This is a genomic window from Streptomyces sp. Je 1-4 4N24 (genome assembly GCF_026239515.1).
GTDB classification, from domain to species: Bacteria; Actinomycetota; Actinomycetes; order Streptomycetales; family Streptomycetaceae; genus Streptomyces; species Streptomyces nigrescens.
Map to the genome: position 1 here is coordinate 6,885,618 of NZ_CP110836.1, position 25,067 is coordinate 6,910,684.

General features: G+C 71.6%; 20 protein-coding genes. 14 read left to right on the plus strand and 6 right to left on the minus strand.

The features are described 5' to 3' along the window. Window positions 1-11: 11 nt before the first annotated feature. The 3 genes from SLV14N_RS29995 (at window position 12) to SLV14N_RS30005 (ending at window position 3,997) form a co-directional block, all read left to right on the plus strand. Window positions 12-590, plus strand: a complete 579-nt coding sequence (locus SLV14N_RS29995) for a TerD family protein (RefSeq protein WP_208685154.1) — start codon at window positions 12-14, stop codon at window positions 588-590. 102 nt (window positions 591-692) lie between these two features. Next, window positions 693-2,798, plus strand: a complete 2,106-nt coding sequence (locus SLV14N_RS30000) for a TerD family protein (protein ID WP_263271791.1) — start codon at window positions 693-695, stop codon at window positions 2,796-2,798. A gap of 215 nt (window positions 2,799-3,013) precedes the next feature. Continuing rightward, the gene (locus SLV14N_RS30005) at window positions 3,014-3,997 is read left to right on the plus strand and encodes a TerC family protein (protein WP_208685158.1); all 984 of its coding nucleotides are present in this window, start codon (window positions 3,014-3,016) and stop codon (window positions 3,995-3,997) included. Window positions 3,998-4,169: 172 nt separating this feature from the next. Here the strand turns inward: SLV14N_RS30005 and SLV14N_RS30010 are convergent, their stop codons facing one another. From SLV14N_RS30010 to SLV14N_RS30020, 3 genes are all read right to left on the minus strand, one after another. Next, window positions 4,170-4,826 carry an MBL fold metallo-hydrolase gene (locus SLV14N_RS30010; protein ID WP_093645277.1) on the minus strand — a complete coding sequence of 219 codons (657 nt, stop codon included), beginning with the start codon at window positions 4,824-4,826 and terminating at the stop codon, window positions 4,170-4,172. A 9-nt stretch (window positions 4,827-4,835) separates the two neighbouring features. Continuing rightward, a complete protein-coding gene (locus SLV14N_RS30015) occupies window positions 4,836-5,579 on the minus strand; it encodes a maleylpyruvate isomerase family mycothiol-dependent enzyme (protein WP_208685160.1) in 744 nt (247 codons plus the stop codon). Window positions 5,580-5,706: 127 nt separating this feature from the next. Next, window positions 5,707-7,263: an FAD-dependent monooxygenase gene (locus tag SLV14N_RS30020; RefSeq protein WP_263271792.1), complete on the minus strand. Its 1,557-nt coding sequence runs from the start codon at window positions 7,261-7,263 to the stop codon at window positions 5,707-5,709. Between the two features lie 59 nt (window positions 7,264-7,322). Between SLV14N_RS30020 and SLV14N_RS30025 the strand changes: the two genes are divergently transcribed. Beyond that, window positions 7,323-8,045, plus strand: a complete 723-nt coding sequence (locus SLV14N_RS30025) for a TetR/AcrR family transcriptional regulator (protein WP_208685164.1) — start codon at window positions 7,323-7,325, stop codon at window positions 8,043-8,045. Window positions 8,046-8,306: 261 nt separating this feature from the next. Next, window positions 8,307-11,261, plus strand: a complete 2,955-nt coding sequence (uvrA, locus tag SLV14N_RS30030) for an excinuclease ABC subunit UvrA (protein ID WP_208685166.1) — start codon at window positions 8,307-8,309, stop codon at window positions 11,259-11,261. A 220-nt stretch (window positions 11,262-11,481) separates the two neighbouring features. Here the strand turns inward: uvrA and SLV14N_RS30035 are convergent, their stop codons facing one another. Both SLV14N_RS30035 and SLV14N_RS30040 read right to left on the minus strand, forming a co-directional pair. Next, a complete protein-coding gene (locus SLV14N_RS30035) occupies window positions 11,482-12,492 on the minus strand; it encodes a carbohydrate kinase (RefSeq protein WP_263271793.1) in 1,011 nt (336 codons plus the stop codon). Beyond that, window positions 12,489-13,547, minus strand: a complete 1,059-nt coding sequence (locus SLV14N_RS30040; RefSeq protein ID WP_263271795.1) for a LacI family DNA-binding transcriptional regulator — start codon at window positions 13,545-13,547, stop codon at window positions 12,489-12,491. The genes SLV14N_RS30035 and SLV14N_RS30040 overlap by 4 nt, the downstream gene beginning before the upstream one ends. Before the next feature lie 233 nt (window positions 13,548-13,780). Between SLV14N_RS30040 and SLV14N_RS30045 the strand changes: the two genes are divergently transcribed. Continuing rightward, the gene (locus tag SLV14N_RS30045) at window positions 13,781-14,194 is read left to right on the plus strand and encodes a Rieske (2Fe-2S) protein (RefSeq protein ID WP_263271796.1); all 414 of its coding nucleotides are present in this window, start codon (window positions 13,781-13,783) and stop codon (window positions 14,192-14,194) included. Window positions 14,195-14,222: 28 nt separating this feature from the next. On the opposite strand, the gene SLV14N_RS30050 is transcribed toward SLV14N_RS30045, so the two are convergent. Continuing rightward, window positions 14,223-15,161, minus strand: coding sequence for a hypothetical protein (locus tag SLV14N_RS30050; protein ID WP_263271798.1), 939 nt, complete (start codon window positions 15,159-15,161; stop codon window positions 14,223-14,225). A 240-nt stretch (window positions 15,162-15,401) separates the two neighbouring features. Between SLV14N_RS30050 and SLV14N_RS30055 the strand changes: the two genes are divergently transcribed. From SLV14N_RS30055 to pgk, 8 genes are all read left to right on the plus strand, one after another. Next, window positions 15,402-16,058, plus strand: coding sequence for a papain-like cysteine protease family protein (locus SLV14N_RS30055; protein ID WP_263271799.1), 657 nt, complete (start codon window positions 15,402-15,404; stop codon window positions 16,056-16,058). Between the two features lie 4 nt (window positions 16,059-16,062). Then, window positions 16,063-16,953, plus strand: a complete 891-nt coding sequence (locus SLV14N_RS30060) for a hypothetical protein (RefSeq protein ID WP_263271800.1) — start codon at window positions 16,063-16,065, stop codon at window positions 16,951-16,953. Between the two features lie 406 nt (window positions 16,954-17,359). Next, a complete protein-coding gene (uvrC, locus tag SLV14N_RS30065) occupies window positions 17,360-19,450 on the plus strand; it encodes an excinuclease ABC subunit UvrC (protein WP_263271801.1) in 2,091 nt (696 codons plus the stop codon). After that, window positions 19,447-20,391, plus strand: coding sequence for an RNase adapter RapZ (gene rapZ / locus SLV14N_RS30070; RefSeq protein WP_208685181.1), 945 nt, complete (start codon window positions 19,447-19,449; stop codon window positions 20,389-20,391). The genes uvrC and rapZ overlap by 4 nt, the downstream gene beginning before the upstream one ends. After that, complete coding sequence (gene yvcK, locus SLV14N_RS30075; protein ID WP_208685182.1) at window positions 20,388-21,449, plus strand: uridine diphosphate-N-acetylglucosamine-binding protein YvcK; 1,062 nt, start codon at window positions 20,388-20,390, stop codon at window positions 21,447-21,449. Before rapZ ends, yvcK begins: the two co-directional genes overlap by 4 nt. Beyond that, window positions 21,440-22,429, plus strand: coding sequence for a DNA-binding protein WhiA (whiA, locus tag SLV14N_RS30080; protein ID WP_018091880.1), 990 nt, complete (start codon window positions 21,440-21,442; stop codon window positions 22,427-22,429). Before yvcK ends, whiA begins: the two co-directional genes overlap by 10 nt. Before the next feature lie 312 nt (window positions 22,430-22,741). Beyond that, window positions 22,742-23,746 (plus strand): type I glyceraldehyde-3-phosphate dehydrogenase, encoded by a 1,005-nt coding sequence (gene gap / locus SLV14N_RS30085; RefSeq protein WP_018091879.1) that lies wholly within the window; start codon window positions 22,742-22,744, stop codon window positions 23,744-23,746. 114 nt (window positions 23,747-23,860) lie between these two features. Then, window positions 23,861-25,063 carry a phosphoglycerate kinase gene (gene pgk, locus SLV14N_RS30090; protein ID WP_263271802.1) on the plus strand — a complete coding sequence of 401 codons (1,203 nt, stop codon included), beginning with the start codon at window positions 23,861-23,863 and terminating at the stop codon, window positions 25,061-25,063. The last annotated feature ends 4 nt before the right edge of the window (window positions 25,064-25,067 follow it).

Below are 25,067 nucleotides of genomic sequence, written 5' to 3' on the forward strand. Positions count from 1 at the left end.
GGGGACGGCGCGTGTCGGTCAATTTGTCCAAGGGGCAGGGCATCAGCCTGCAGAAGTCCGACGGAGGAGCCCTGACCGCGGTGCGGATGGGGCTGGGGTGGCGCTCGGCGCCGCGCCGTGGCCTCTTCGGGAGGCGGACCAGCGAGATCGACCTCGACGCCTCGGCGGTGCTGTTCGCCGACAAGAAGCCCATAGACGTCGTCTTCTTCCAGCACCTGGTCAGCGACGACGGCGCGGTCCGGCACACCGGCGACAACCTGGTCGGCGGTGCGGGCCAGGGCGGCGACGACGAGGCGATCCTGGTCGACCTGGCGCGGGTGCCGGTGCACATCGACCAGATCGTGTTCACCGTCAACTCCTTCACCGGCCAGACCTTCGCCGAGGTGCAGGACGCCTTCTGCCGTCTGGTGGACGAGACCACCGGCCAGGAGCTGGCCCGCTACACCCTCACCGGCGGCGGCGACTACACCGCACAGGTCATGTCCAAGGTGCACCGGGTGGGCAACGGCTGGCAGATGACCGCCATCGGCGAGCCCTCCGTCGGCCGCACCTTCCAGGACCTCGTGCCGGCGATCGTCCCGCACCTGTAGCCACCACCGTCCGGCAGCGCGCACCGGGCCGCGCCGCCGCCGCTCCGGGCCCGCGCCCGGCGTCCGGCCCGGGGAACGCCACGACTACCAGGGGGAACAACGATGACGGCCGAGCTGGTCCGGGGGCAGAACCATCCACTGGACCGGACACGGGTGGAGATCCGGGTGGCGGCGGGCGGTCCCGTCGTCGCCGGCGTCACCCTCGGCGACGAGCAGGGCAGGCTCTCCGGCGCCGAGGCGGTGGCCCACCCGGGCGCGCCCCGCCGTACCGGCATCGAGGTTCCCCGCCAGGCGGCCGCCGAGCACCGCATCGCGGTGGATCTCGACGCGGTGTCCGCCGCCGTCCACCGGGTGAGTGTGCTGCTGACGCTGCCCACCGGCATCGGTGGGCTGACCGCCTTCGGTGCGGCCGCCGCGCCGTCCGTCACGGTCACCGGCCTCGACGGCACCGGCATCGCCCGCTACACGATCACCGGCCTGGGCGCCGAGTCCGCCGTCGTCGCCGTGGAGCTCTACCGCAGGCAGGACACCTGGAAGGTGCGGGCCGTGGGCCAGGGCTACGCCGACGGCCTCCCGGCGATGCTGCGTGACCAAGGGCTGCCCCAGGCGGCGGAGCTGGCCGCGGAGATCGAGGAAGCGGTCGGCCGGGGACAGGCCCGGGCGGTCCCGGCGCCCGCCCCCCTGGCGGCCGGCCGGTCCGAACGGCCTGGCGCCGGTCCGGCCGCCGCGCCCGCCCAGGACCGGCCGTCCCCCGCGCCCGCCACGGCAGCTGACGGACCGGCACCTTCCGGAGCCGGAGCCGGAGCCGGGAGCACGGCCGGGCCCGGGGCCGGAGCGGGGGCGAAGGCCGCCGCCGGCGCCAAGGCCGGAGACCTGCCGCCCGCCCCGGCGGACGGCGGCCCCATCGACTACCGGCACCCCCGGCGGCGCAGCACCCCCGCACCGGCCGCCCCCGCCCCGTCCGCCGCGCGCCGGGCCGGCACGCCTCCCTCGGCCGCGGGCCCCACCGCACCGGACGGCTCCCCGCTGCCGGTGGCCGGTGACGCCGCCGGCTGGAGCATGGACGAGCGGCTCTACAACCAGGTCTGGGGCATGTTCGAGGACCTGGCGCGTTCGGTCGCCGCCTACCGCAGCGCCGCCGACTTCGCCGAGTCCCGTCTGGAGCAGGAGCTCGACCGGGCCCTTGCCGATCCGCGCCACCGCCTGGGCACGGCGGGCGAGGACGCGCGCGCCACCGCCCGCGACAAGCACGCCACCCTCGTCACCCAGGCCCGCGCCGCCCTCGACCGTGACCTCGCGCAGCTCATGGCCGAATCGGAGGTCGTGGAGCCCGCGCTGCCGCCCGCCTTCGCCCGCTGGGACAACCCCGTATGGCAGGGCTACCACGTCCCGGCGGAGCGTCCGATGGCGCTGCGCCTGGGAGATCTGCACCTCCCGGAGGTCCTGGACCTGCGCATTCCCATGCTGGTCCGGCTCCCGCTGGAGCGCGGGCTGTGGATCGACAGCGGGCCGGATTCCTACGCCCACGGCGGTCCCGGTCCCGAGCGCGACATCGGCCGGCGGGAGCTGCCCGGCGCGCTCACGGACGGGCCGCCCGACGAGCCCGAGCTGCGCCGCCTGGCCATGGAGTCGGCCGTGGCGATCGCCGCCCGGCTGCTCGCCATCCACCCCGCCGGTGACTTCGCGGTGCAGGTCATCGACCCGGGCGGGGCCGCCGCGCCGGCGCTGGCGCCGCTGGTGGAGAGCGGTGCGCTGCCCGCCTTCCCGCTGCCGGGCGCCAAGGGGGTGACCGCGGTCCTGGAGGAGCTGACCCGGCGGGTGGAGCTCGTCCAGATGGCCGTGCGCCACCGCGCCGCGGATGCCCTGCCGGCGGATCTCGACACCGCCGAGCAGCTGCTGATCGTGCATGACTTCCCGCACGGCTTCGACGACCGTGCCCTGACCCGGCTCCGCTATCTGGCCGACGAGGGGCCGGCGGTCGGAGTGCATCTGATGCTGGTCGCCGACCGCGCCCAGAGCCGGGAATACGGCCCGGTCCTGGATCCGCTGTGGCGCTCCCTGCTGCGGATCACCCCGGTGCCCGATGCGCACCTCGCCGACCCCTGGGTCGGCCATGCCTGGACGTACGAGCCACCCCTCGCCCCGAAGGGCAGTCAGGTGGTGCGTCAGGTGCTGGGCCGGCTCGCGGCGGCCAGAAAAGCCCCCTGAGCAGGCACTTTACCTATTTCTTTACTATTCATTGGGCTTCCTTTACGCTTCTTGGTGCGGAGGGGAGTATTCCCACTACGACGTACCCGTCATCACGGATTGCGAGTGTGACGAGATCCCGGGGCGTCGGTCCCGTCCCCTTCGGGCGGACGGGGCGGAAGAGACCTCCGGCAGCGACGACGCTGTAAGTGCCGTACGACTCTGCCGGAGGAGCAGTGGACGTTTCCCTGAACCTGTGGGTCCTGACCATCCTTGGTCTGTGCGCCCTGATCGCCGCCGATTTCTTCATCGGCGGCCGCAAACCCCACGAGGTCTCCCTCAAGGAGGCCGGAATCTGGACCGGTGTCTGGATCGCCCTCGCCGCGCTGTTCGGCCTCGGGCTGCTGCTGTTCGGCGGCGCAGCACCGGCCGGTGAGTTCTTCGCCGGCTTCATCACCGAGAAGTCCCTGAGTGTCGACAACCTCTTCGTCTTCGTGCTGATCATGGCGAAGTTCGCGGTCCCGACGATCTACCAGCAGCGGGTGCTGATGGTGGGTGTGCTGATCGCGCTGGTGCTGCGGGCCGGCTTCATCGGCGCGGGCGCCGCGATCATCGCCAACTTCTCCTGGGTCTTCTACATCTTCGGCGCGTTCCTCATCTGGACCGCGTGGAAGCTCATCAAGGAGGCACGGGCCGAGGAGGAGGACGAGGAGTTCGAGGAGAACCGCTTCCTGAAGATGGTCGAGAAGCGCTTCCCGTCGACCGACAAGTACCACGGCACCAAGCTGTTCATCGTCGAGAACGGCAAGCGGCTGATGACGCCGATGCTGATCGTCATGCTGGCGATCGGTACCACCGACGTCCTCTTCGCACTGGACTCCATCCCGGCGATCTTCGGTCTCACCCAGGACCCGTACATCGTCTTCACCGCCAACGCCTTCGCCCTGATGGGTCTGCGGCAGCTGTACTTCCTGATCGGCGGACTGCTCAAGAAGCTGGTCCACCTCTCGTACGGCCTGTCGGTCATCCTGGGCTTCATCGGGGTGAAGCTGGTGCTGCACGCCCTCCACGAGTCCGGGGTGCCCGTACCGGAGATCGACATTCCGGTCTCGCTGGGCGTCATCTGTGCCGTGCTGGTCGTCACGACGATCACCAGCCTGCGCGCCTCGAAGAAGCAGGCCGCGGCGGAGGCCACGGCCAAGGAACGCATAGACGCCTGAGCCGGCGCCCAGGGCCCCGGAACGGCATCGACGGCGCCCGGTTCCCGCTCCTCCCGGAGCGGGGCCGGGCGCCGTCGCCGTGTACCGGGAAGCGCCCGTCAGAGCGTCACCGTGATCCGCCGCGCCACCCCGTCGACCGGCCGAGGCGCACGGGCCCGCCGCGTCCGCCGTCCTACCAGCCGCGCTCGCGCCACTGGGCGAGGTGCGGACGCTCCGCGCCGAGCGTGGTGTCGTTGCCGTGGCCCGGATAGACCCAGGTCTCGTCGGGGAGTTCGCCGAAGAGCTTGCCCTCCACGTCGTCGATGAGACGGGCGAAGTTCTCGGCGCTGCCGAAGGTGTTGCCCACGCCGCCGGGGAACAGGCAGTCCCCGGTGAACAGATGCGGCGCCCCGTGCGGGTCGTCGTAGACCAGCGCGATGCTGCCTGGGGTGTGCCCGACCAGGTGGCGCGCGGTCAGTTCGACACGGCCGACGGTGAGGGTGTCGCCGTCCTCGACCGGCACGTCCGTGGGGACGGGGATGCCCTCGGCGTCGTACCGCCCCGCGTAGGTCCGCGCGCCCGTCGCGTCGACGACCTCGCGCAGCGCGCCCCAGTGGTCACCGTGCCGGTGGGTGGTGACCACGGAGGCGATACCGCTGTCGCCGATCAGCGAGAGAAGGGTGTGCGGCTCGGCGGCCGCGTCGATCAGCAGTTGCTCATCGGTCGCCCGGCACCGCAGCACATAGGCGTTGTTGTTCATCGGACCGACCGCGACCTTGGAAATCATCAGGTCGGTCAGCTCGTGCACGTCGGCCGGTCCGCCGACCTTCACTGCTCCGCTGTAGCCCATGGGACCACTCTAGAGCGGCGGTACGGCAGGCAGGACGGAGCCGTGGCTGTCCAGTTCGCTGCCGTCGCCGCGTCCGGTGAGCCAGCCGGTCAGCGCGGCCGCGGAGCCCGTCACCACCAGCGGCGCGGCCCCGGCATCCGGCCCGGTCACCGTGCGGCCGGTGCGCCACCGGCGGCCGTCGTCGGCCCGCAGCTCCAGCGGGGGCACATCCGGGTGCCCGGCGAACTTGATCGCGGTCAGAAAGTCCAGCTCGCGGTCGATGAAGGCGGACGACAGCTGGTCGACGGTGTGGCCGACGCCGAGATCGACATGGTGCAGTTCGAGCTCGGCCAGCCGGCGCAGCGGCAGCCGGTCGGCCCGCTCGACGACGCCGTTGCGCATCTCGACCTCGAAGGACCGGCGTGCCTCCGGCAGCGCCTCCATCGCCGCGTCGAACCGCGCGGCGCTCTCCCGGAGATCCTCCAGCTGTGCCGCCAGTGGACGGCCGGCCCCCCGCTCGATATCGCGCTCACGCGCCTCGGCACTGGCGTACATCGGTGTCCGCACGTCCGTACGCGCCCAGGTGAGGAGGTTGCCCAGCGCGTCCGCGTTGCGCGCCAGATGGGCGAGGACATGGCCGCGGGTCCAGTCGGGGAGCAGCGACGGCTCGCCGATCGCCGCGTCGTCGAGCTTGCTCACCGAGACCAGGAGCCGGTCGGTGGCCTCGCGGACGGCTGCCACATCGTGCGGGAAGTCAGGCGGGGTGAGGGTCATGGTCCGACGCTAGCGCCGTCGGGGCGGGTTCGGGAGTCGGCCGGCACCGGCCGGGGCGTACGCGGGCGGGGCGGGCGGCGCATATCAGCCGGCCGGTCCGGCCGGTCCGCGCCACCCGCAGTGGTGGTCAGGCCGCCACGCCGTCCGGCGTGCCGAACCAGCTCCGGAGTGCCGCGTCCAGAGCGTCCCGGGCGTCTGCGGCGCCCGAGTCCGCAGCCCAGGCGGTGCAGCCGTCCGGCCGCACCAGCAGACCGGCCAGGCCGGGCCGTCCGGGGCAGGCCGCGCTGCGTATCCGCACCCGGTCGCCGTATCCCGCGGCGCGCTCGCGCACCCCGGCGTCATCGGCGAGATCGAGCAACAGCCCGTGCCCGTCGTGGAGATGGCCGGCGAGCCGGGTGCCGTCGGAGAGTTCCAGGTCCGGTGCGCTGCGGCCGGTCAGCGGATGGTCGCCGGGCAGGTCGTAGCGCTGCGCGACACCGGAGATCTTCTTGGCGAAGAAGGTGGTGGCGGTGGTGGTTCCGGTCAGTTCCGAGATCACCCCGCGCAGCGCCCGGGCGTGCGACTCCGGCCGCATCAGGGCCACTTGGGCCCGGGACCACTCCAGCACCCACGCGCCCAGGGGGTGCCGCTCGGCCGTATAGGTGTCGAGAAGTCCCTCGGGCGCCCAGCCGCGTACCGTGGCGGCCAGTTTCCAGCCGAGGTTCATCGCGTCCCCGATGCCGAGGTTCAGCCCCTGGCCTCCGAACGGCGAGTGCACATGGGCCGCGTCGCCGGCCAGCAGTACCCGTCCGGAGCGGTAGTCCGGCACCTGGCGCGCATGGTCCGTGAAGCGGGTCGCCGAGAGCACCTTGTGGATCTCGACGCCCGGCACCCCGGACACCTTGCGCAGGGACTCCTCCAACTCCTCGGCGGTGACGGGTGCTTCGCGGTCCGCGGGCGGCCCGTCGAATTCCACGGTGAGGATCCGGCCGGGCATCGGCCCGTGCACATACGTCCCGGTCTCGGTCCAGTTCCAGCCGGCCCCCAGCCCCTCGGAGCCGGTCATCTCCACCAGGGCCTGACGGCCGGTGATCTCGGGGTCCGTGCCGGGGAACGGGAAGCCGGCAAGCCGGCGGACCGTACTGCGGCCGCCGTCGCAGCCGGCCAGCCAGCCGGTGCGCAGCGACCCGTCCGAGGTGTGGACGTGTACGCCGTCGTCGTCCGCGTCGAAGCCGGTCAGGGTCACCCCGCGGCGCAGGTCGACGCCCAGTTCGGCGGCGCGGGCGCCGAGCAGCCGTTCCAGCACCTCCTGCGGTACGAGGCCGACGTCGGCGGCGGGTCCGTGGCCGTCGAAGTCCGGGTCGGACTCGTCCAGCAGGTCGCCGCGCAGCATGATGCCCGCGAAGTGCCCGGCGAACTTCGGGGGCTGCCGCACCGCGGAGGCGCCGGCGGCCTGCCGCTGCCGCAGGAACGAGCTGAACCTCTCGAAGGCCTCGCGCTGCGCCTCCGCCAGGGCGGGCAGCATCCCGCGCCGGTAAAAGGCCTCCGAACTGGGGGAGTTGATCGCCCCCGCCTTGATCGTCGTGTCCACTTCGGTGAGCCGCTCCAGGACGATCACCGAGACCTCTGCCAGTGCGAGTTCGCAGGCGAGCATCAGCCCCACCGGGCCGCCCCCCGCCACCACTACGTCTGCGTCATGCGTCATGGACGTAAGTGTAGTGACTAAAAATTTGTTGCGAATAAAAGGTGGCGTAAAATTCCGGCATGGCGGATGAGGAGCGGCGCAGTGGTGAGGCGGCGGACGGTGAGGGGCCGGAGGGCCGCCGGCCGGAGACCGGTTTCGGGGTGGAGGAGGGGCGGCTGACGCTCCGCGAGCGCAAGAAGCTGCGCACCCGGCAGCGGATCTCCGGGGAGGCCACGCTGCTGTTCATCCGGCGCGGCTTCGACCATGTCACCGTCGCCGAGGTGGCCCGCGCCGCCGAGGTGTCGACGATGACGGTCTTCAACTACTTCCCGCGCAAGGAGGACCTCTTCCTCGACCGGATCCCCGAGGCCCGGGAGCTGATCGTCCGCGCCGTCCGGGAGCGCGGGGCGGACGAGTCGCCGCTCGCCGCGCTGCGCCGGCTCGTGCTCGGCCTGCTGGCGGAGCGGCATCCGCTGGCCGGGGTGGGGGAGGGGTTCGAGCACTTCTGGCGCACGGTGCTGGACTCGCCGGCGCTGCGGGCGCGGGGGCGGGAGGCGGTCGAGGAGATGGAGGGCACCCTCGCCGCGCTGCTCGCCGAGGCCGCGGGGGGTGATGCGGACCGGCCCGGCCATGAGGCCCGGCTGGGTGCGGGGCTGATCGTCGCGGCGATCCGGGTGGCGTACCTCGAAGCCGTGGCCCGGCAGCTCGGGGGTGACCCGGTGGACGAGGTGGCCGTTGAGCAGCCGGAGGTGCTGCGGCGCACGTTCGAGGCGCTGGAGCGGGCACTGCCCGGATTTGCCTGACGGGCACGTTCCCGCAGCGTACGGGCGTGCGGCGGGGCGGGAAGATTGTGGGGCCGCCACACGTTCGGGTGAAGAGGGCTTGCGAGTCCGCTAAATCGAATGCGCGTGCTATAAGCTCGTGTGTGGCATCCCAAAGACAGTGCCGCGGCGGGCCCCATACCCTGGGGCGGGGCTCCGCTCCGCTCCGCCGCCTCTGCTCACCACCGAGCGGCGGACGCAGAGCCGCGGCCCCCGCCCCCTCCAAGAAAGGTGCCGACCGGCGTGGCCGACCGTCTCATCGTCCGTGGCGCTCGCGAGCACAACCTCCGCAACGTCTCGCTCGACCTCCCCCGCGACTCCCTCATCGTCTTCACGGGGCTCTCCGGGTCGGGCAAGTCCTCGCTCGCCTTCGACACGATCTTCGCCGAGGGGCAGCGGCGCTATGTCGAGTCGCTCTCCTCCTACGCCCGGCAGTTCCTCGGGCAGATGGACAAGCCCGATGTGGACTTCATCGAGGGCCTGTCCCCCGCGGTGTCGATCGACCAGAAGTCAACCTCGCGCAACCCGCGCTCGACGGTCGGCACGATCACCGAGGTCTACGACTACCTCCGTCTGCTCTTCGCCCGTATCGGCAAGCCGCACTGTCCCGAGTGCGGGCGGCCGATCGCCCGGCAGTCGCCGCAGGCCATCGTCGACAAGGTGCTGGAGCTGCCCGAGGGCAGCCGCTTCCAGGTGCTCTCCCCGCTGGTGCGCGAGCGCAAGGGCGAGTTCGTCGATCTCTTCTCCGACCTCCAGACCAAGGGCTACAGCCGGGCGCGGGTGGACGGGGAGACGATCCATCTCGCCGAGCCGCCCAAGCTGAAGAAGCAGGAGAAGCACACCATCGAGGTGGTCGTCGACCGCCTCACGGTCAAGGAGACCGCCAAGCGGCGGCTGACCGACTCCGTCGAGACCGCCCTCGGGCTCTCCGGAGGCATGGTCATCCTCGACTTCGTCGACCTGGACCCGGACGACCCGCAGCGCGAGCGGATGTACTCGGAGCATCTGTACTGCGCCTATGACGATCTCTCCTTCGAGGAGCTGGAGCCCCGCTCCTTCTCCTTCAACTCGCCCTTCGGTGCCTGCCCGGACTGCACCGGTATCGGTACGCGCATGGAGGTCGACCCCGAGCTGATCGTCCCCGACGAGGACCGTTCCCTCGACGAGGGCGCGATCCACCCCTGGTCGCACGGGCACACCAAGGAGTACTTCGGCCGTCTGGTCGGCGCGCTGGCGGACGCCCTCGGATTCCGTACGGACATCCCGTGGGCCGGGCTGCCGGCCCGCGCCAAGAAGGCCCTGCTGCAGGGCCACAAGACCCAGATCGAGGTGCGCTACCGCAATCGGTACGGCCGCCAGCGGGCCTACACCACCCCCTTCGAGGGAGCCGTGCCGTTCGTCAAGCGGCGGCACTCCGAAGCGGAGAGCGACAGCAGCAGGGAGCGCTTCGAGGGCTATATGCGCGAGGTCCCCTGCCCGACCTGTGAGGGCACCCGGCTCAAGCCGATCGTGCTCGCCGTCACGGTCCAGCAGAGGTCGATCGCCGAGGTCGCGGCCATGTCGATCAGCGACTGCGCCGACTTCCTGCGGGACATGAAGCTCACCGTGCGCGAGAAGAAGATCGCCGAGCGGGTCCTCAAGGAGGTCAACGAACGGCTGAAGTTCCTGGTCGACGTCGGCCTCGATTACCTCTCGCTGAACCGCGCGGCCGGCACCCTCTCCGGCGGTGAGGCCCAGCGCATCCGCCTCGCCACCCAGATCGGCTCCGGCCTGGTGGGCGTGCTCTACGTCCTGGACGAACCGTCGATCGGTCTGCACCAGCGCGACAACCACCGGCTGATCGAGACCCTCGTGCGGCTGCGCGACATGGGCAACACCCTGATCGTTGTCGAGCACGACGAGGACACCATCAAGGTCGCCGACTGGGTCGTGGACATCGGCCCGGGCGCCGGTGAGCACGGCGGCCGGGTCGTGCACAGCGGCCCGATGAAGCAGCTGCTGACCAACAAGGAATCGATCACAGGTCAGTATCTGGCCGGCAAGAAGGCCATCGCGACACCGGACATCCGGCGGCCCGCCGACCCGGCGCGGCAGCTGACGGTGCACGGCGCGAAGGAGAACAACCTCCGCGACATCGACGTCTCCTTCCCGCTCGGGGTCTTCTCCGCCGTCACCGGAGTCTCCGGCTCCGGCAAGTCGACGCTGGTCAACGACATCCTCTACACCCACCTCGCGCGCGAGCTGAACGGCGCCAAGTCGGTGCCCGGCCGGCACACCCGGGTCGCCGGCGATGATCTGGTGGACAAGGTCGTGCATGTCGACCAGTCGCCGATCGGCCGCACCCCCCGCTCCAACCCGGCCACCTACACCGGCGTCTTCGACCATGTCCGCAAGCTCTTCGCGGAGACGATGGAGGCCAAGGTCCGCGGCTATCTGCCGGGACGCTTCTCCTTCAACGTCAAGGGCGGCCGCTGCGAGAACTGCTCCGGCGACGGCACCATCAAGATCGAGATGAACTTCCTGCCGGATGTGTATGTGCCGTGCGAGGTCTGCCACGGGGCGCGCTACAACCGGGAGACGCTGGAGGTCCACTACAAGGGCAAGTCCATCGCCGAGGTGCTGGACATGCCCATCGAGGAGGCGCTGAGCTTCTTCGAGGCGGTGCCGACGATCTCCCGGCATCTCAAGACGCTCAACGAGGTCGGCCTCGGCTATGTCCGGCTGGGGCAGTCCGCGCCGACGCTCTCCGGTGGTGAGGCGCAGCGCGTCAAGCTGGCCAGCGAGCTGCAGAAGCGCTCGACGGGCAGCACGGTCTATGTCCTCGACGAGCCGACCACCGGTCTGCACTTCGATGACATCAGCAAGCTGATCAATGTGCTGTCCGGCCTGGTCGACAAGGGCAACACGGTGATCGTCATCGAGCACAACCTCGATGTGATCAAGACGGCCGACTGGGTCATCGACATGGGCCCCGAGGGCGGCAACGGCGGCGGTCTGGTCGTCGCCGAAGGCACCCCGGAGGACATCGCGTCCATCCCGGCCAGCCACACCGGCAAGTTCCTGCGGGAGATCCTCGGCGACCGCGTCAGCGATGCCGCGCCGGTGAAGGCGTCCGCCAAGAAGCCGGTGGCCAAGAAGGCCGCGGCGAAGAAGACCGCGGCCAAGAAGACCACGGCGCGCCCCCGCAGGGTCTCCTGACCCCAACGGGCCGTTCCCGCCGGGCCGTCACTGCTCTCCGTACGACGGGGGCGGTGGCGGCCCGTCGTGGTGACGGGGTGGCGGGCCTGACGGTGCGCCGGAGGCGGCCGGCCCGTACGCCCCGCGCCGTAACGCGCCGCACTGCACCTGCCGCCGGCCCACTCCGCGCCCCCACTCCGCGCCCCCGCGCCGCGCTCCTGCGCGCCGCGCCCGCTCCGGGCTACGCCGCCAGCTCCGCCGCGAACGGCGGCTCCGCGCCCGCCCGCGAACAGGTGACGGCGGCCGCGCGGGCGGCGAAGCGCAGGATGTCCTGCCAGTCCTCGGTGCCGAGTGCGGCGACGGCGGTGCGCGAGAGGGCGTCGTGGGCGTCCAGGCGGTGCAGCAGCGCGGCATTGACCGTGTCGCCGGCGCCGATGGTGTCGACGACGGTGACCGGTTCGCCGGGCACCGTCAGCGCGCCGCCGCCCGGGGTCAGCACCGTCAGACCGTCCCCGCCATGGGTGAGAACGATCGCCGCGGGCCCCGCGGCCAGCCACTCCTTCGCCGCCGCGAGCACCGCGTCCCGGCCCCCGCCCATGGCACCGCCCGGCCCCTCGCCGGACCCCGCCAGCCACAGGGCGTCCTCCTCGGAGAGCTTCAGCAGGGCGATGTCGGGGAGCCAGGAGCGGAAGCGCGCCCGGTAGGCGTCCGGGTCGGGGATCAGACCGGGCCGGATGTTGGGGTCGAGCGCCGTGAAGACCCCGCGCCGGGCCTCGCGGCGCAGCAGCGACTCATACGCACTCGCGCCCGGCTCCAGCACGAGCGAGCAGGTGCCGAGGGAGAGCGCCCGGGCCGCGGCGGGCAGCACCGGCGGCAGGGTGAAGAGCCGGTCGGCGGTGCCGTCGGCATAGAAGCCGTAGCCCGCCGACCCGTCCGGGCTGATGTCCGCCACGGCAAGGGTGGTCGGCTCACTGCCGCGCTGCACCAGAGAGGTGTCCACGCCACCGCCGTGCAGCCCGTCCAGCAGCGCCTGGCCGAAGGCGTCGGTCGAGATCCGGGAGCAGAACGCCGCGGGCGAGCCCAGCCGCCCCAAGGCGACCGCGGTGTTGTACGGGCCGCCGCCGCGCCGCGGCAGCAACGCCGGCAGCGGGCCGTCCGGGGCGGCGGAGGGACTCCCGTCGTGGGCGGCCGGGAGGGGATTCTGCGGGCTGGGGACGAGGTCGATCAGTGCCTCGCCGGCGACGACGATCACGGGGTGCGGTTCCTTTCCTGGGCGGCCTGGGGTGCGGCCGGGCGCGTGGGCGGGGCGGGTTCGGCGCAGCCGCACGACGTGCGGTGCACAAAGGTGCAGGGGAGGCGGAGGGTGCGCGGGGGCCGGTCCGGCTCCTCCAGGCGCTCCAGCAGCAGCCGGACCGCCGCCGCCCCGAGGTCCTTGCTGGGCTGGGCGATCGCGGTCAGCCGGGGCGTGAACAGCTCCGCCCACGAGAAGTCGTCGAAGCAGGCCAGCGCGGTATCGCGGGGCACCTCCCGGCCCAGTTCGCGCAGCGCACGTAGCGCGCCGATGGTCATCGCGTTGTTCGCAGTGATGATCGCGGTGGGCGGTTCGGCCGCGGCGAGCAGCTGCCGGGTGGCGTCCTGGGCGCCCGCCGCCTCGGAGTTACCTCCGGCGAGGAGTGCGGGCACGAACGGCAGACCGCGGGCGCGCAGCCCCTCGCGGAAGCCCTCGACCCGCTCGGTGGTGGTGCTCAGCCCGGGGAGGCCGGCCACCAGGCCGATCCGGGTGTGCCCCAAGCCGGCCAGATGCTCCACCAGTTGACGCATCGGGCCGGTGCTCTCGGCGCACACCTGGTCATGGCCGTCGCCGACCAGCCGGTCCAGGAAGACCGTCGGCACCTTGCGCCGGCCCAGATACTCCACCATCTCCGCGGGCTCCGCGGACGGCGCGACGATCATGCCGTCCACCCGTCGCTCGTGCAGCAGCCGGACGACCTCGCACTCATGCCGCGGGTCGTCGTGCGGATCCGCGATCAGCAGGCTGTAGCCGGCCGCCAGGGCGCCGGCCTCGACGCCCTGGAGGATCTCGGTGAAGTACGGATTGCTGATCGCGGAGACCGCGAGGCCGATCGAGCGGGTGCGGGAGGTGACCAGGGAGCGGGCCAGGGTGTTGTGGGTGTAGCCGAGCTCGTCGATGGCGCCGAGCACCGCGGCACGGGTGCCGGGGCGCACCGGCCGGGTCTCGTTCAGCACATGCGAGACCGTGGCGACCGAGACGCCGGCCCGCCGCGCCACATCCACCATCGTCGTCATCCGCTCTGCCTCCCGCGTGTGCGGCACCCCGGCGGTGCCCCGGCCTTCCGGGGCTCATCCCGCGAAGGCCACCACACTACGAGCATCCGACCCCAAACGTAAACGCTTGCGTAAGCGTTTACGCCTGGCCGTCGACGGGGTGCCCGGCCCGGGCGGAAGCGGAACGATCTGTGCCGGTATCGTCAGGAGCCGCCGGCCTCGACCCCCTCCGACCCCTGACCTCTGGAGCAGCCATGAGCCAGTCCCCCGACCGTCGAACCGTGCTGCGGGGGGCCGCGCTCGCCGGGGCCGGCGGCTTCGGGCTGGCCGCCTGCTCATCGGGGGACTCGGGCGCGAACGCCTCGGCGGTGCCCGGTGAGCCGGTCGACCTCGGGGCCGCCGCCGAGGTGCCGGTCGGCGGTGCCAAGCTCTACCGCGAGGACCGGCTCGTGGTGTCACAGCCCGCCAAGGGCACCTACAAGTGCTTCAGCGCCAAGTGCACCCACGCCGGCTGCATCCTGACCGACGTCGAGAAGAAGGAGGGCAGCTGCCCCTGCCACGGCAGCCGCTTCGACGTCACCACCGGCGAGGTCCTCCAGGGCCCGGCGTCCGAGCCGCTGCCCGAGGTCCCGGTCAAGGCCAAGGGCGGCAAGCTGATCGCGGGCTGAGGCGCCGGCCCGCCGGCACCGCGGGGACTCACCCCCAGTCCCAGGCGATGCCCAGTATCCCGGGCCGTACCCCCTGCTCCACGAGGTGCACGGCGCGGTGCCGGCCGCTGAGCGTCAGATCCTGCTGGCCGGTGCGCGGGGCGCCCGCGGAGGTCTGGGCGAAGCGGCGGCAGCGCACCGGCAGCGCCGCGTCGTCGAAGCGCACCTGAAGGACGTACTGTCCGCCGGCGAAGCTGAAGCCGCGCAGATACTCGCTGCTCGGACCGCCGCTGCCGTCCTCGAAGACGTAACCGAAGACATGGGTGTCACCGGCCCGCAGCCGGACGTCGAAGAGCAGCTCGGCGACCACCACCCCGGTCTCGGCGTGCCCGCGGACCCGGCCCAGCCGGCAGTTCTCCGCGGCCCGCACCCGCACCTGGGACGTCTCGCAGCCCGACTCGCCCCGGTGAATGGCGATATAGCGGTCCACGCCGTCCCGGTGGGCCCGGACCACCTGGAGCGATTCGCGACTGAGGAGCTGACGCCCGGGCCCGATGGCGACCCGCTCGTGATGGCCCACGGTGTGCAGTCCGCCGTCCGCGGGCGTCTCCAGCTCGGCGAACAGCTGCTGCAGCGCGGCGGCGGGCGCCACCAGGGAGCGGTACGTGCGGGCGGCCGGCCGCTCGGCCTCCGGGCGGGCGGCGCCCTCCGGCACCAGCAGCCGGTGCAGCGAGTGCGCGGGCAGTTCCAGGACCTCTTCCAGGGCGCGCACCGCGCGCAGCGACTCGGGGCGCTGCGGCCGCCGGGCGCCCTGCTGCCAGTAGCTCAGACTGGTCACACCGATGGTGATGCCACGCTGGGCGAGCTTGTGCTGGACGCGGGTGAGCGCGAGCCCGCGCTCGGTGAGCGCGGAGCGCAGCGCGAGATGGAACGGACCGGTCTGCAGCAGCTGTGCCAGCTCGGCCGACTGCGGAGTGTTCTGTGCCATTGCCTCATTCCTCCGGCGCGCGGGTGAACGTTCACAACCGGATCGCGCGCTGCACACTCTGCGTTCCTGTTCGCTGCGGTACGCCGGGCACCGGCCGTTCACATCCGGGCCCGTCCGTCCACACCCCCATGTCCTTCCGCATTGAAGCGTGTTGACCTGCCTGCGACAACACCTGATGCTCCTCAGCAGCATCCGGATGCGCTCCTCTCACCCCTCACCCCCCTGTTCGGGAGGAACGCCATGACTCGTGCACCCCACGCACGCCGTTCCCGCCGCAGATGGCTGTCGGCCGCCGCGCTCACCACCGCCGCACTGACCCTGCTCACCGGCCCGGCGGTCGCCTCGGCCGCGCCCCTCACACCCCCGGCGCACACCACCGCCGCCACCACCGGGGATGCGGCCGCCGCACCGCGCTTCGCCGCCAACCGCCTCAACATCTCCATGCAGGCCCAGGAGAACACCAACTGGTGCTGGGCCGCCTCCGGCAACACCATCGCGACCTGGTACGGCAGGAACTACAGCCAGAACCAGTTCTGCAACGCCGCCTTCAACCGCCAGCAGGGCAGCGACTGCCCCAACAACCAGGCCACCCTCGGCAATGTGCAGACCGCCCTCAACTGGATGGGCATCAACTCCGGCTCCTATGTGAACGGTTGGCTGCGCCCCGGCACCGTGCAGAGCGAGATCGACGCCAACCGGCCCATCGAGACCCGCATCCAGTGGTCCTCCGGTGGCGGCCATATGCACGTGGTCTATGGCTATGACACAGATCGAAACTGGATTTACTGGGGTGATCCCTGGGCGACCAACTCCCGCTACAACTGGGGCGATTTCGACTACTACGTGAGCGGTAGCTCCTTCTCCTGGACGCACTCCCTCTACCGGATAGGAGCCTGAGGCCATGACGAAGCGCACCGCCGTCCGCACCACCCTTCGCGCCGTCGCCACAGGAGCGTTCGCGACCACCCTCATCGGGCTCGCCCCGCCTGCCGCACTGGCCGCGCCCGTCCCCACGCCTCAGGCCCCCGCCCGCGCGAGCGTCGCCGCCGCCCGCGAGGCGGCCACCGCCCCCGCGACGCTGGACACCCTGGCCCGATTCTTCGCCGCGGACCGCAAGCGCGGCGGCGCGCCGGCCGTGGCTCCCGGCACCGCGCCGGCCGTTCCGCACATCGAGGGCGGCACCGTCCCCGTCTACGCCCTGTCACCGGACTTCGTACGCGGCAGGACCGCGGCACCCGTCGCCCGCCTGGAGTTCCTCGCCAGCAAGGCCGTCGCCGCCGACGGCCGCACGGCCTCCGTATGGACCGTGCGGCAGGGCACCGCCTGGAAGGTCGTCAACATCGCCGCCGGCGACGACGAGACCCGCTACACCGCGGCCGGGGCCGCGCGGGCGAAGGGCGGCACGGTCTTCCACGAGCCGCAGATCGACGCCTGGTACGTGCAGCGCGGCGACCGGATCGAGCCGCTGGACGTCGACGCCCGCAAGGCCGTCGGGGCACACGGCACCACCGTCGCCGCCTACCAGAAGCGGGTGGCGAAGGCCTACGGGGACAAGCTGCCGGGCTCCGCGTACGACCGGCGCGGCGAGGCCGGCGGCTACGGGCCGGAGGCCGCCGCCGGCGCCGAGAAGCCGCAGGCCCAGCCGGCGCCGGCCCAGCAGCCCGTCACGGCGGGCGCGTTCACGGACGACAGCCTGCCGGTGACCGCGGCCACGACCGTGGCGGGCGCCGCCGCCCTGCTGGCCCTGGGGCTGTCCTTCTCGGCGGCCCTGCGCCGGCGACGCAGCGGCTGACCCGGTGCGCCTGCCCATCGCATGCCGTCCGTGCGGCGGGCAGGTCTTCCCCCGCCCCCTCCCCCTCTCCCCCTTCGGGGGAGGGGGCGGGGGTGGGTTCGGGGGTGGGGGGGGAGCAGCCGCCGCGCGAACCACCCTCACGACCCGGCACGATCCGCCTGCCGCCTGCCGCCTGCCGCCTGCCGCCCACCGCCCGCCGTGTCCGCGCAGACGGACACTGCGCCCCGGCCCCGGCCCCGACGCCGACGGCGACCGCGCCCCGCCCCCGACAGGCACCCCGTGCCCCGGCCGCCCCCGCCCCGATGCCCGGCGACGGACGAGTACCGGCCACGCCCCACCCGCAGCCCGGCCGGGAACGGGCGTCCGGGAACCGTGATTGTCGGTGGCGGTCAGTAGGGTGGTGTGCATGGCAGACCCCAGCAGCTATCGACCCAAGCCGGGACAGATCCCCGACTCGCCGGGGGTCTATAAGTTCCGCGACGAGCACGGCCGGGTCATCTACGTCGGCAAGGCCAAGAGCCTGCGCCAGCGGCTGGCCAACTACTTCCAGGACCTGGCCGGCCTCCATCCGCGTACCCGCACGATGGTCACCACCGCCGCCTCCGTGGAGTGGACCGTCGTCACCACCGAGGTCGAGGCGCTCCAGCTCGAATACACCTGGATCAAGGAGTTCGACCCCCGCTTCAACGTCAAGTACCGCGACGACAAGAGCTATCCGTATCTCGCGGTGACCCTCAACGAGGAGTTCCCGCGTGTCCAGGTCATGCGCGGTGCCAAGAAGAAGGGCGTGCGCTACTTCGGTCCGTACGGCCATGCCTGGGCCATCCGCGAGACCGTCGACCTGATGCTCCGTGTCTTCCCCGTACGGACGTGCTCCGCCGGTGTCTTCAAGCGCTCCGCCCAGATCGGCCGCCCTTGTCTGCTCGGCTACATCGGCAAGTGCTCGGCCCCCTGCGTCGGCCGGATCTCCGCAGGGGAACACCATGAACTCGCCGAGGAGTTCTGCGACTTCATGGCCGGCCGTACCGGCGCCTACATCCGCCGCCTGGAGCGTCAGATGCAGGAAGCGGCAGAGGAGATGGAGTACGAGCGCGCCGCCCGGCTGCGTGACGACATAGGGGCGCTCCGGCGGGCCATGGAGAAGAGCGCCGTGGTGCTCGCCGATGCCACCGACGCCGATCTGATCGCCGTCGCCGAGGACGAGCTGGAAGCCGCCGTCCAGATCTTCCATGTCCGCGGCGGCCGGGTGCGCGGCCAGCGCGGCTGGGTCACCGACAAGGTCGAGGCGGTCACCACCGGCGATCTCGTCGAGCACGCCCTCCAGCAGCTGTACGGCGAGGAGCAGGGCGACGCCGTGCCCAAGGAGGTCCTGGTCCCGGCGCTCCCCGAGCCCGTCGAGCCGATCGCCGAGTGGCTCTCCGGGCGCCGCGGCGCGCAGGTCTCGCTGCGCATCCCGCAGCGCGGCGACAAGAAGGACCTGATGGCCACGGTCGCCCGCAACGCCCAGCAGGCGCTGGGGCTGCACAAGACCAAGCGCGCCTCCGACCTGACCACCCGCTCGCGTGCCCTGGAGGAGATCGCCGAGGCCCTCGGCCTGGATTCGGTGCCGCTGCGTATCGAGTGCTTCGACATCTCCCACCTCCAGGGCGACGACGTCGTCGCCTCGATGGTGGTGTTCGAGGACGGTCTCGCCCGGAAGAGCGAATACCGCCGCTTCCAGATCAAGACCTTTCAGGGCCAGGACGATGTCCGGTCCATGCACGAGGTCATCGGCCGCCGCTTCAAGCGCTATCTCCAGGAGAAGCAGAAGGCCGGCGAGTGGACGGAGGAGCCGCCCGGCGACGCCCGCGTCGACGACAACGGCGCCACGGCCGCCACCGTCTCCGCGAGCCCGGAGGATCCGGAGCCGGACCCCATGGCCGGCCGCCCGACCGACGAGGACGGCCGCCCCAAGCGCTTTGCCTACCCGCCCCAGCTCGTGGTCGTCGACGGCGGTGCTCCGCAAGTCGCGGCCGCCCGCCGGGCCCTGGACGAGCTCGGCATCGACGATGTCGCGGTCTGCGGCCTGGCCAAGCGCCTCGAAGAGGTCTGGCTGCCCGAGGACGACGACCCGGTGGTGCTGCCGCGCAGCAGCGAGGGCCTCTACCTCCTCCAGCGCGTCCGCGACGAAGCACACCGCTTCGCGATCACCTACCAGCGCAGCAAGCGCGGCAAGCGGCTGAAGTCCTCGCCGCTCGACGCCGTCGCCGGGCTCGGCGACACCCGCCGCCAGGCCCTGCTCAAGCACTTCGGCTCGCTGAAGAAGCTGCGGGCCGCGACGGTCGACGAGATCTGCGAGGTCCCGGGCGTCGGCCGCAAGACCGCGGAGACGGTCGCCGCCGCACTGGCCGGGGCGGCACCGTCCGCCCCCGCGGTGAACACCGCCACAGGAGAGATCATTGAGGATGACGGGGCCCCACCGGCCGCGTTGTCAGCAGAACGGGGGCAGGACCGATGAGCACACCGCACGAAGCGCAGGAAACCGAGAGAGACGGTGCACAGGTGAGTACGGGCACGACCGACCAGGGCGAGAGCGCCGCGATCCCCGAGTTGGTGATCATCTCCGGGATGTCCGGCGCCGGCCGCAGCACGGCCGCGAAGTGCCTGGAGGACCTCGGCTGGTTCGTGGTCGACAACATCCCGCCCGAGCTGATCGCCCCGATGGTCGAGCTGGGCGCCCGCTCGCAGGGCAATGTCGCCCGGATCGCGGTCGTCGTCGACGTCCGCGGCCGCCGCTTCTTCGCCAACCTCAAGGAGTCGCTGGCCACCCTCGACGCGCAGAACGTCAAGCGCCGCATCGTCTTCCTGGAGTCCTCCGACGAGGCATTGGTGCGCCGCTTCGAATCGGTGCGCCGACCGCACCCCCTCCAGGGCGACGGCCGGATCGTCGACGGCATCGCCGCCGAACGCGATCTGCTGCGCGAGCTGCGCGGCGACGCCGACCTGGTCATCGACACCTCCAGTCTCAACGTCCACGAACTCCGCGCCAAGATGGACGCCCAGTTCGCCGGCGAGGAGGTGCCCGAGCTGCGCGCCACGGTCATGTCCTTCGGCTTCAAGTACGGCCTCCCGGTCGACGCCGACATGGTCATCGACTGCCGCTTCATCCCCAACCCGCACTGGGTCCCCGAGCTGCGCCCCTTCACCGGTCTCAACGACGAGGTCTCCAGCTACGTCTTCAGCCAGCCCGGCTCCAAGGAGTTCCTGGACGGCTACGCCGAGCTGCTGCGGATCGTCGCCGAGGGCTACCGCCGTGAGGGCAAGCGCTATGTGACCATCGCCGTGGGCTGCACGGGCGGTAAGCACCGCAGCGTCGCGATGTCCGAGAAGCTCGCCCACCGCCTGGTGTCCGAAGGAGTGGAAACCGTCGTCGTCCACCGGGACATGGGGCGCGAGTGACCGGGCGTACACCACGGCTGCGCCGGGTCCGCCGATTCGTCCCCAGCGGCCGTATGACGAAGGGTGCCACCCCCAAGGTGGTGGCACTGGGCGGCGGTATGGGCCTGTCCGCCTCGCTGACCGCGCTGCGCCGTATCACCGGTGATCTGACCGCCGTCGTCACGGTCGCCGACGACGGCGGCTCCAGCGGCCGGCTCCGCGACGAGCTCGGCGTGCTGCCGCCCGGCGATCTGCGCAAGGCACTGGCCGCGCTGTGCGGTGACGACGACTGGGGCCAGACCTGGTCCCGGGTGATCCAGCACCGCTTCCAGAGCGAGGGCGAGCTGCATGACCACGCGGTGGGCAATCTGCTGATCGTCGCCCTGTGGGAGCAGCTCGGCGACCATGTCCAGGCACTCGACCTGGTCGGCAAGCTGCTCGGCGCGCACGGCCGGGTGCTGCCCATGTCGGCGGTGCCCCTGGAGCTCCAGGCCCAGGTCAGGGGCCATGACCAGGACCGGCCGGACGAGATCACGACGGTCCGCGGCCAGGCCACCGTCGCGCTCACCCGCGGCGAGGTCCAGTCCGTCCATGTGGTCCCCGAGGACCCGCCGGCCGTCCCCGAGGCGGTCGCCGCTGTGCGCGACGCCGACTGGGTGGTGCTCGGCCCCGGCTCCTGGTTCTCCTCCGTGATCCCGCATCTGCTGGTGCCGGAGCTGCGCGAGGCGCTGGAGGAGACCAAGGCCCGAAAGGTCCTTTCGCTCAACCTTGCGCCCCAACCGGGCGAAACCGATGGCTTCTCCCCGCAGCGTCATTTGGAGGTTTTGGCCCGACACGCCCCTAAACTCGCCTTCGACGTGGTGCTGGCCGACAAGGCCGCCGTGCCCGACATCGAAGGTCTGACGGTTGCCGCCAAGCAGCTGGTCGGCAGCGAGGTCGAGCTGGCGGCGGTCGCCGCACAAGGAGACGACGCCCGGTCGAGCGCCGGGGGAGCCCCCGACCGGCACGACCCGGAGCTGCTGGCAGCCGCGTACGACCGTATTTTTCGGATGCATGGAAGGATCGGCCCATGGCGATGACGGCAGCGGTGAAGGATGAAATCTCCCGGCTCCCCGTCACCCGGACCTGCTGCCGGAAGTCGGAGGTCTCGTCGATCCTGCGGTTCGCGGGCGGTCTGCACCTGGTCAGCGGACGCATCGTGATCGAGGCGGAGCTGGACACGGGCATTGCCGCCCGCCGGCTGCGCAAGGACATCCTGGAGATCTTCGGGCACAGCTCCGACCTGGTGGTGATGGCCCCCGGCGGCCTGCGCCGCGGCAGCCGCTATGTCGTACGGGTCGTGGCCGGCGGCGATCAGCTGGCGCGCCAGACCGGCCTGGTGGACGGCCGCGGACGCCCCATCCGCGGGCTTCCCCCACAGGTGGTCTCCGGCGCGACCTGCGACGCCGAGGCGGCCTGGCGCGGCGCCTTCCTGGCCCACGGCTCACTGACCGAACCGGGCCGCTCCTCGTCCCTGGAGGTCACCTGCCCCGGGCCCGAGGCGGCGCTCGCACTGGTCGGCGCCGCCCGCCGGCTCGGTATCGGCGCCAAGGCCCGTGAGGTGCGCGGCGTGGACCGTGTCGTGGTCCGTGACGGTGACGCGATCGGTGCCCTGCTGACGCGGCTCGGCGCCCATGAGTCGGTGCTCGCGTGGGAGGAGCGGCGGATGCGCCGCGAGGTCCGCGCCACCGCCAACCGTCTCGCCAACTTCGACGACGCCAACCTCCGCCGCTCGGCGCGCGCCGCGGTCGCCGCGGGCGCCCGGGTCCAGCGGGCCCTGGAGATCCTGGGCGAGGAGGTCCCCGAGCACCTCGCGGCGGCCGGCCGGCTGCGGATGGAGCACAAGCAGGCCTCGCTGGAGGAGCTGGGTGCCCTCGCCGACCCGCCGCTCACCAAGGACGCGGTCGCCGGCCGGATCCGCCGGCTGCTGGCGATGGCCGACAAGCGCGCCCAGGACCTGGGCATTCCCGGCACCGAGTCCAACCTCACCGAGGAACTCGCCGAGGGCATGGTCGGCTGACGACCGGTGCCTCGCACCCCGCCAGGCGTCCCCTCGCGCCCCCGGCTCACCTCCGAAACGGTGCCGTCGGGGGAGGCGCGGGCAGGCGCGCACGAGGGCAGTTCAAACCGCTCGTTTGAGGGGGCGCGAGCGCTTCTGGGCTCGCTCGTTTGAGGGGCCAGGAGCCCTTCTGTGGCTGCTCGTTTGAGGGTGCGAAGGCCCGTTTGTCAATGTCACGTACGTCTCTTATTGGGGGTAGGGTCGGAGGCGGTCGGGGACAGCCCATACAGCTCGCCGGTAACCCATCGGCGTACCTAACGAGGAGATCGGTTCGTGACGATCCGCGTAGGCATCAACGGATTCGGCCGCATTGGTCGCAACTACTTCCGCGCGCTCCTGGAGCAGGGTGCGGACATCGAGATCGTCGGTGTCAACGACCTGACCGACAACGCCACCCTGGTTCACCTGCTGAAGTACGACACCATTCTGGGTCGCCTCAAGCAGGACGTCAGCCACACCGACGACACCATCACGGTCGGCAACCAGACCTTCAAGACGATGGCCGAGCGCGACCCGGCGAACCTCCCCTGGGGCGAGCTCGGTGCCGACATCGTCATCGAGTCGACCGGCATCTTCACCAAGAAGGCCGACGCCGAGAAGCACATCCAGGCCGGTGCCAAGAAGGTCCTGATCTCCGCGCCCGCCAAGGACGAGGACATCACGATCGTGATGGGCGTCAACAACGACAAGTACGACGCGGCCAAGCACCACGTCATCTCCAACGCCTCCTGCACCACCAACTGTGTGGCGCCGATGGCGAAGGTTCTCGACGAGAACTTCGGCATCGTCAAGGGCCTGATGACCACGGTCCACGCGTACACCAACGACCAGCGCATCCTGGACTTCCCGCACAGCGACCTGCGCCGCGCCCGCGCCGCCGCGGAGAACATCATCCCGACCTCGACCGGTGCCGCCAAGGCCACCGCCCTGGTCCTCCCGCAGCTCAAGGGCAAGCTGGACGGCATCGCCATGCGCGTCCCGGTCCCCACCGGCTCGGTCACCGACCTGGTCCTGGAGCTCGACCGCGAGGTCAGCAAGGACGAGATCAACGCCGCCTTCCAGAAGGCCGCCGAGGGCCAGCTCAAGGGCATCCTGGAGTACACCGAGGACCCGATCGTCTCCTCGGACATCGTGAACTTCCCGGCCTCCTGCACCTTTGACTCCTCCCTGACGATGTCGCAGGGCAAGCAGGTCAAGGTCGTCGGCTGGTACGACAATGAGTGGGGCTACTCCAACCGCCTGGTGGATCTGACCACCTTCGTCGGCGGCCAGCTCTGATCGCTGGTTGACAGCCGAGGCACCGAGATGTGAGGTCGGGGCTCGTATGACGCGAAGAAGCGTCGTACGGGCCCCGTCCCGTGGCCGATCTACGCAAACACGGAGTCACTCCTCATGAAGACGATCGACGACCTCCAGGTCGCCGGACAGCGTGTCTTTGTCCGCGCCGACCTGAATGTGCCGCTGGACGGCACCACCATCACCGACGACGGCCGGATCCGTGCCGTCGCCCCGACGATCGCCAAGCTCGTCGAGCGCGGCGCTAAGGTGATCGTCGCCTCGCACCTGGGCCGTCCCAAGGGCGCGCCGGACCCGGCCTTCTCGCTGGCCCCGGCGGCCGCGCGGCTGGGTGACATCCTCGGGCAGGACGTGGCGTTCGCCACCGACACGGTCGGCGAGTCCGCCCGGTCCGTGGTCGCGGGCCTGGCCGACGGCCAGGTGGCCGTGCTGGAGAACCTCCGCTTCAACGCGGGCGAGACCAGCAAGGACGATGCCGAGCGCGGCGCCTTCGCCGACCAGCTCGCCGCACTCGCGGACCTGTACGTGGGCGACGGCTTCGGCGCGGTGCACCGCAAGCACGCCTCCGTCTTCGATCTGCCCCGGCGTCTTCCGCACGCCGCCGGTGACCTGATCGCCGCCGAGGTCGCCGTCCTGAAGAAGCTCACCGAGGACGTCAAGCGCCCCTACGTCGTCGCGCTGGGCGGCGCCAAGGTCTCCGACAAGCTGGCCGTCATCGACCAGCTGATCGAGAAGGCCGACCGCATCCTGGTCGGCGGCGGGATGGCGTACACCTTCCTCAAGGCCAAGGGCCACGAGGTGGGCATCTCGCTGCTCCAGGAGGACCAGGTCCCGGCCTGCCTGGAGTACCTGGCGCGGGCCGAGAAGCGCGGCGTGGAGTTCGTGCTCCCCGTCGACGTTCTGGTCTCCGCCGAATTCCCGGACCTGAAGACCAAGGCCCCGGCGAACCCCGGGACCGTCGCCGCGGACGCCATCCCGGCCGACAAGGAGGGCCTGGACATCGGCCCGAAGACCCGCGAGCTCTACGCCGCGAAGGTCGCCGACGCGGGCACCGTTTTCTGGAACGGCCCGATGGGTGTCTTCGAGCACCCCGACTACGCCGACGGCACCAAGGCCGTCGCCCAGGCGCTGCTGGACTCGCCCGCCTTCACCGTCGTCGGTGGCGGTGACTCGGCCGCCGCCGTGCGTCTGCTGGGCTTCGACGAGACTGCATTCGGCCACATTTCGACCGGCGGTGGCGCCAGCCTCGAATACCTCGAAGGCAAGACGCTCCCCGGCCTCGCCGCTCTGGAGGACTGAACAA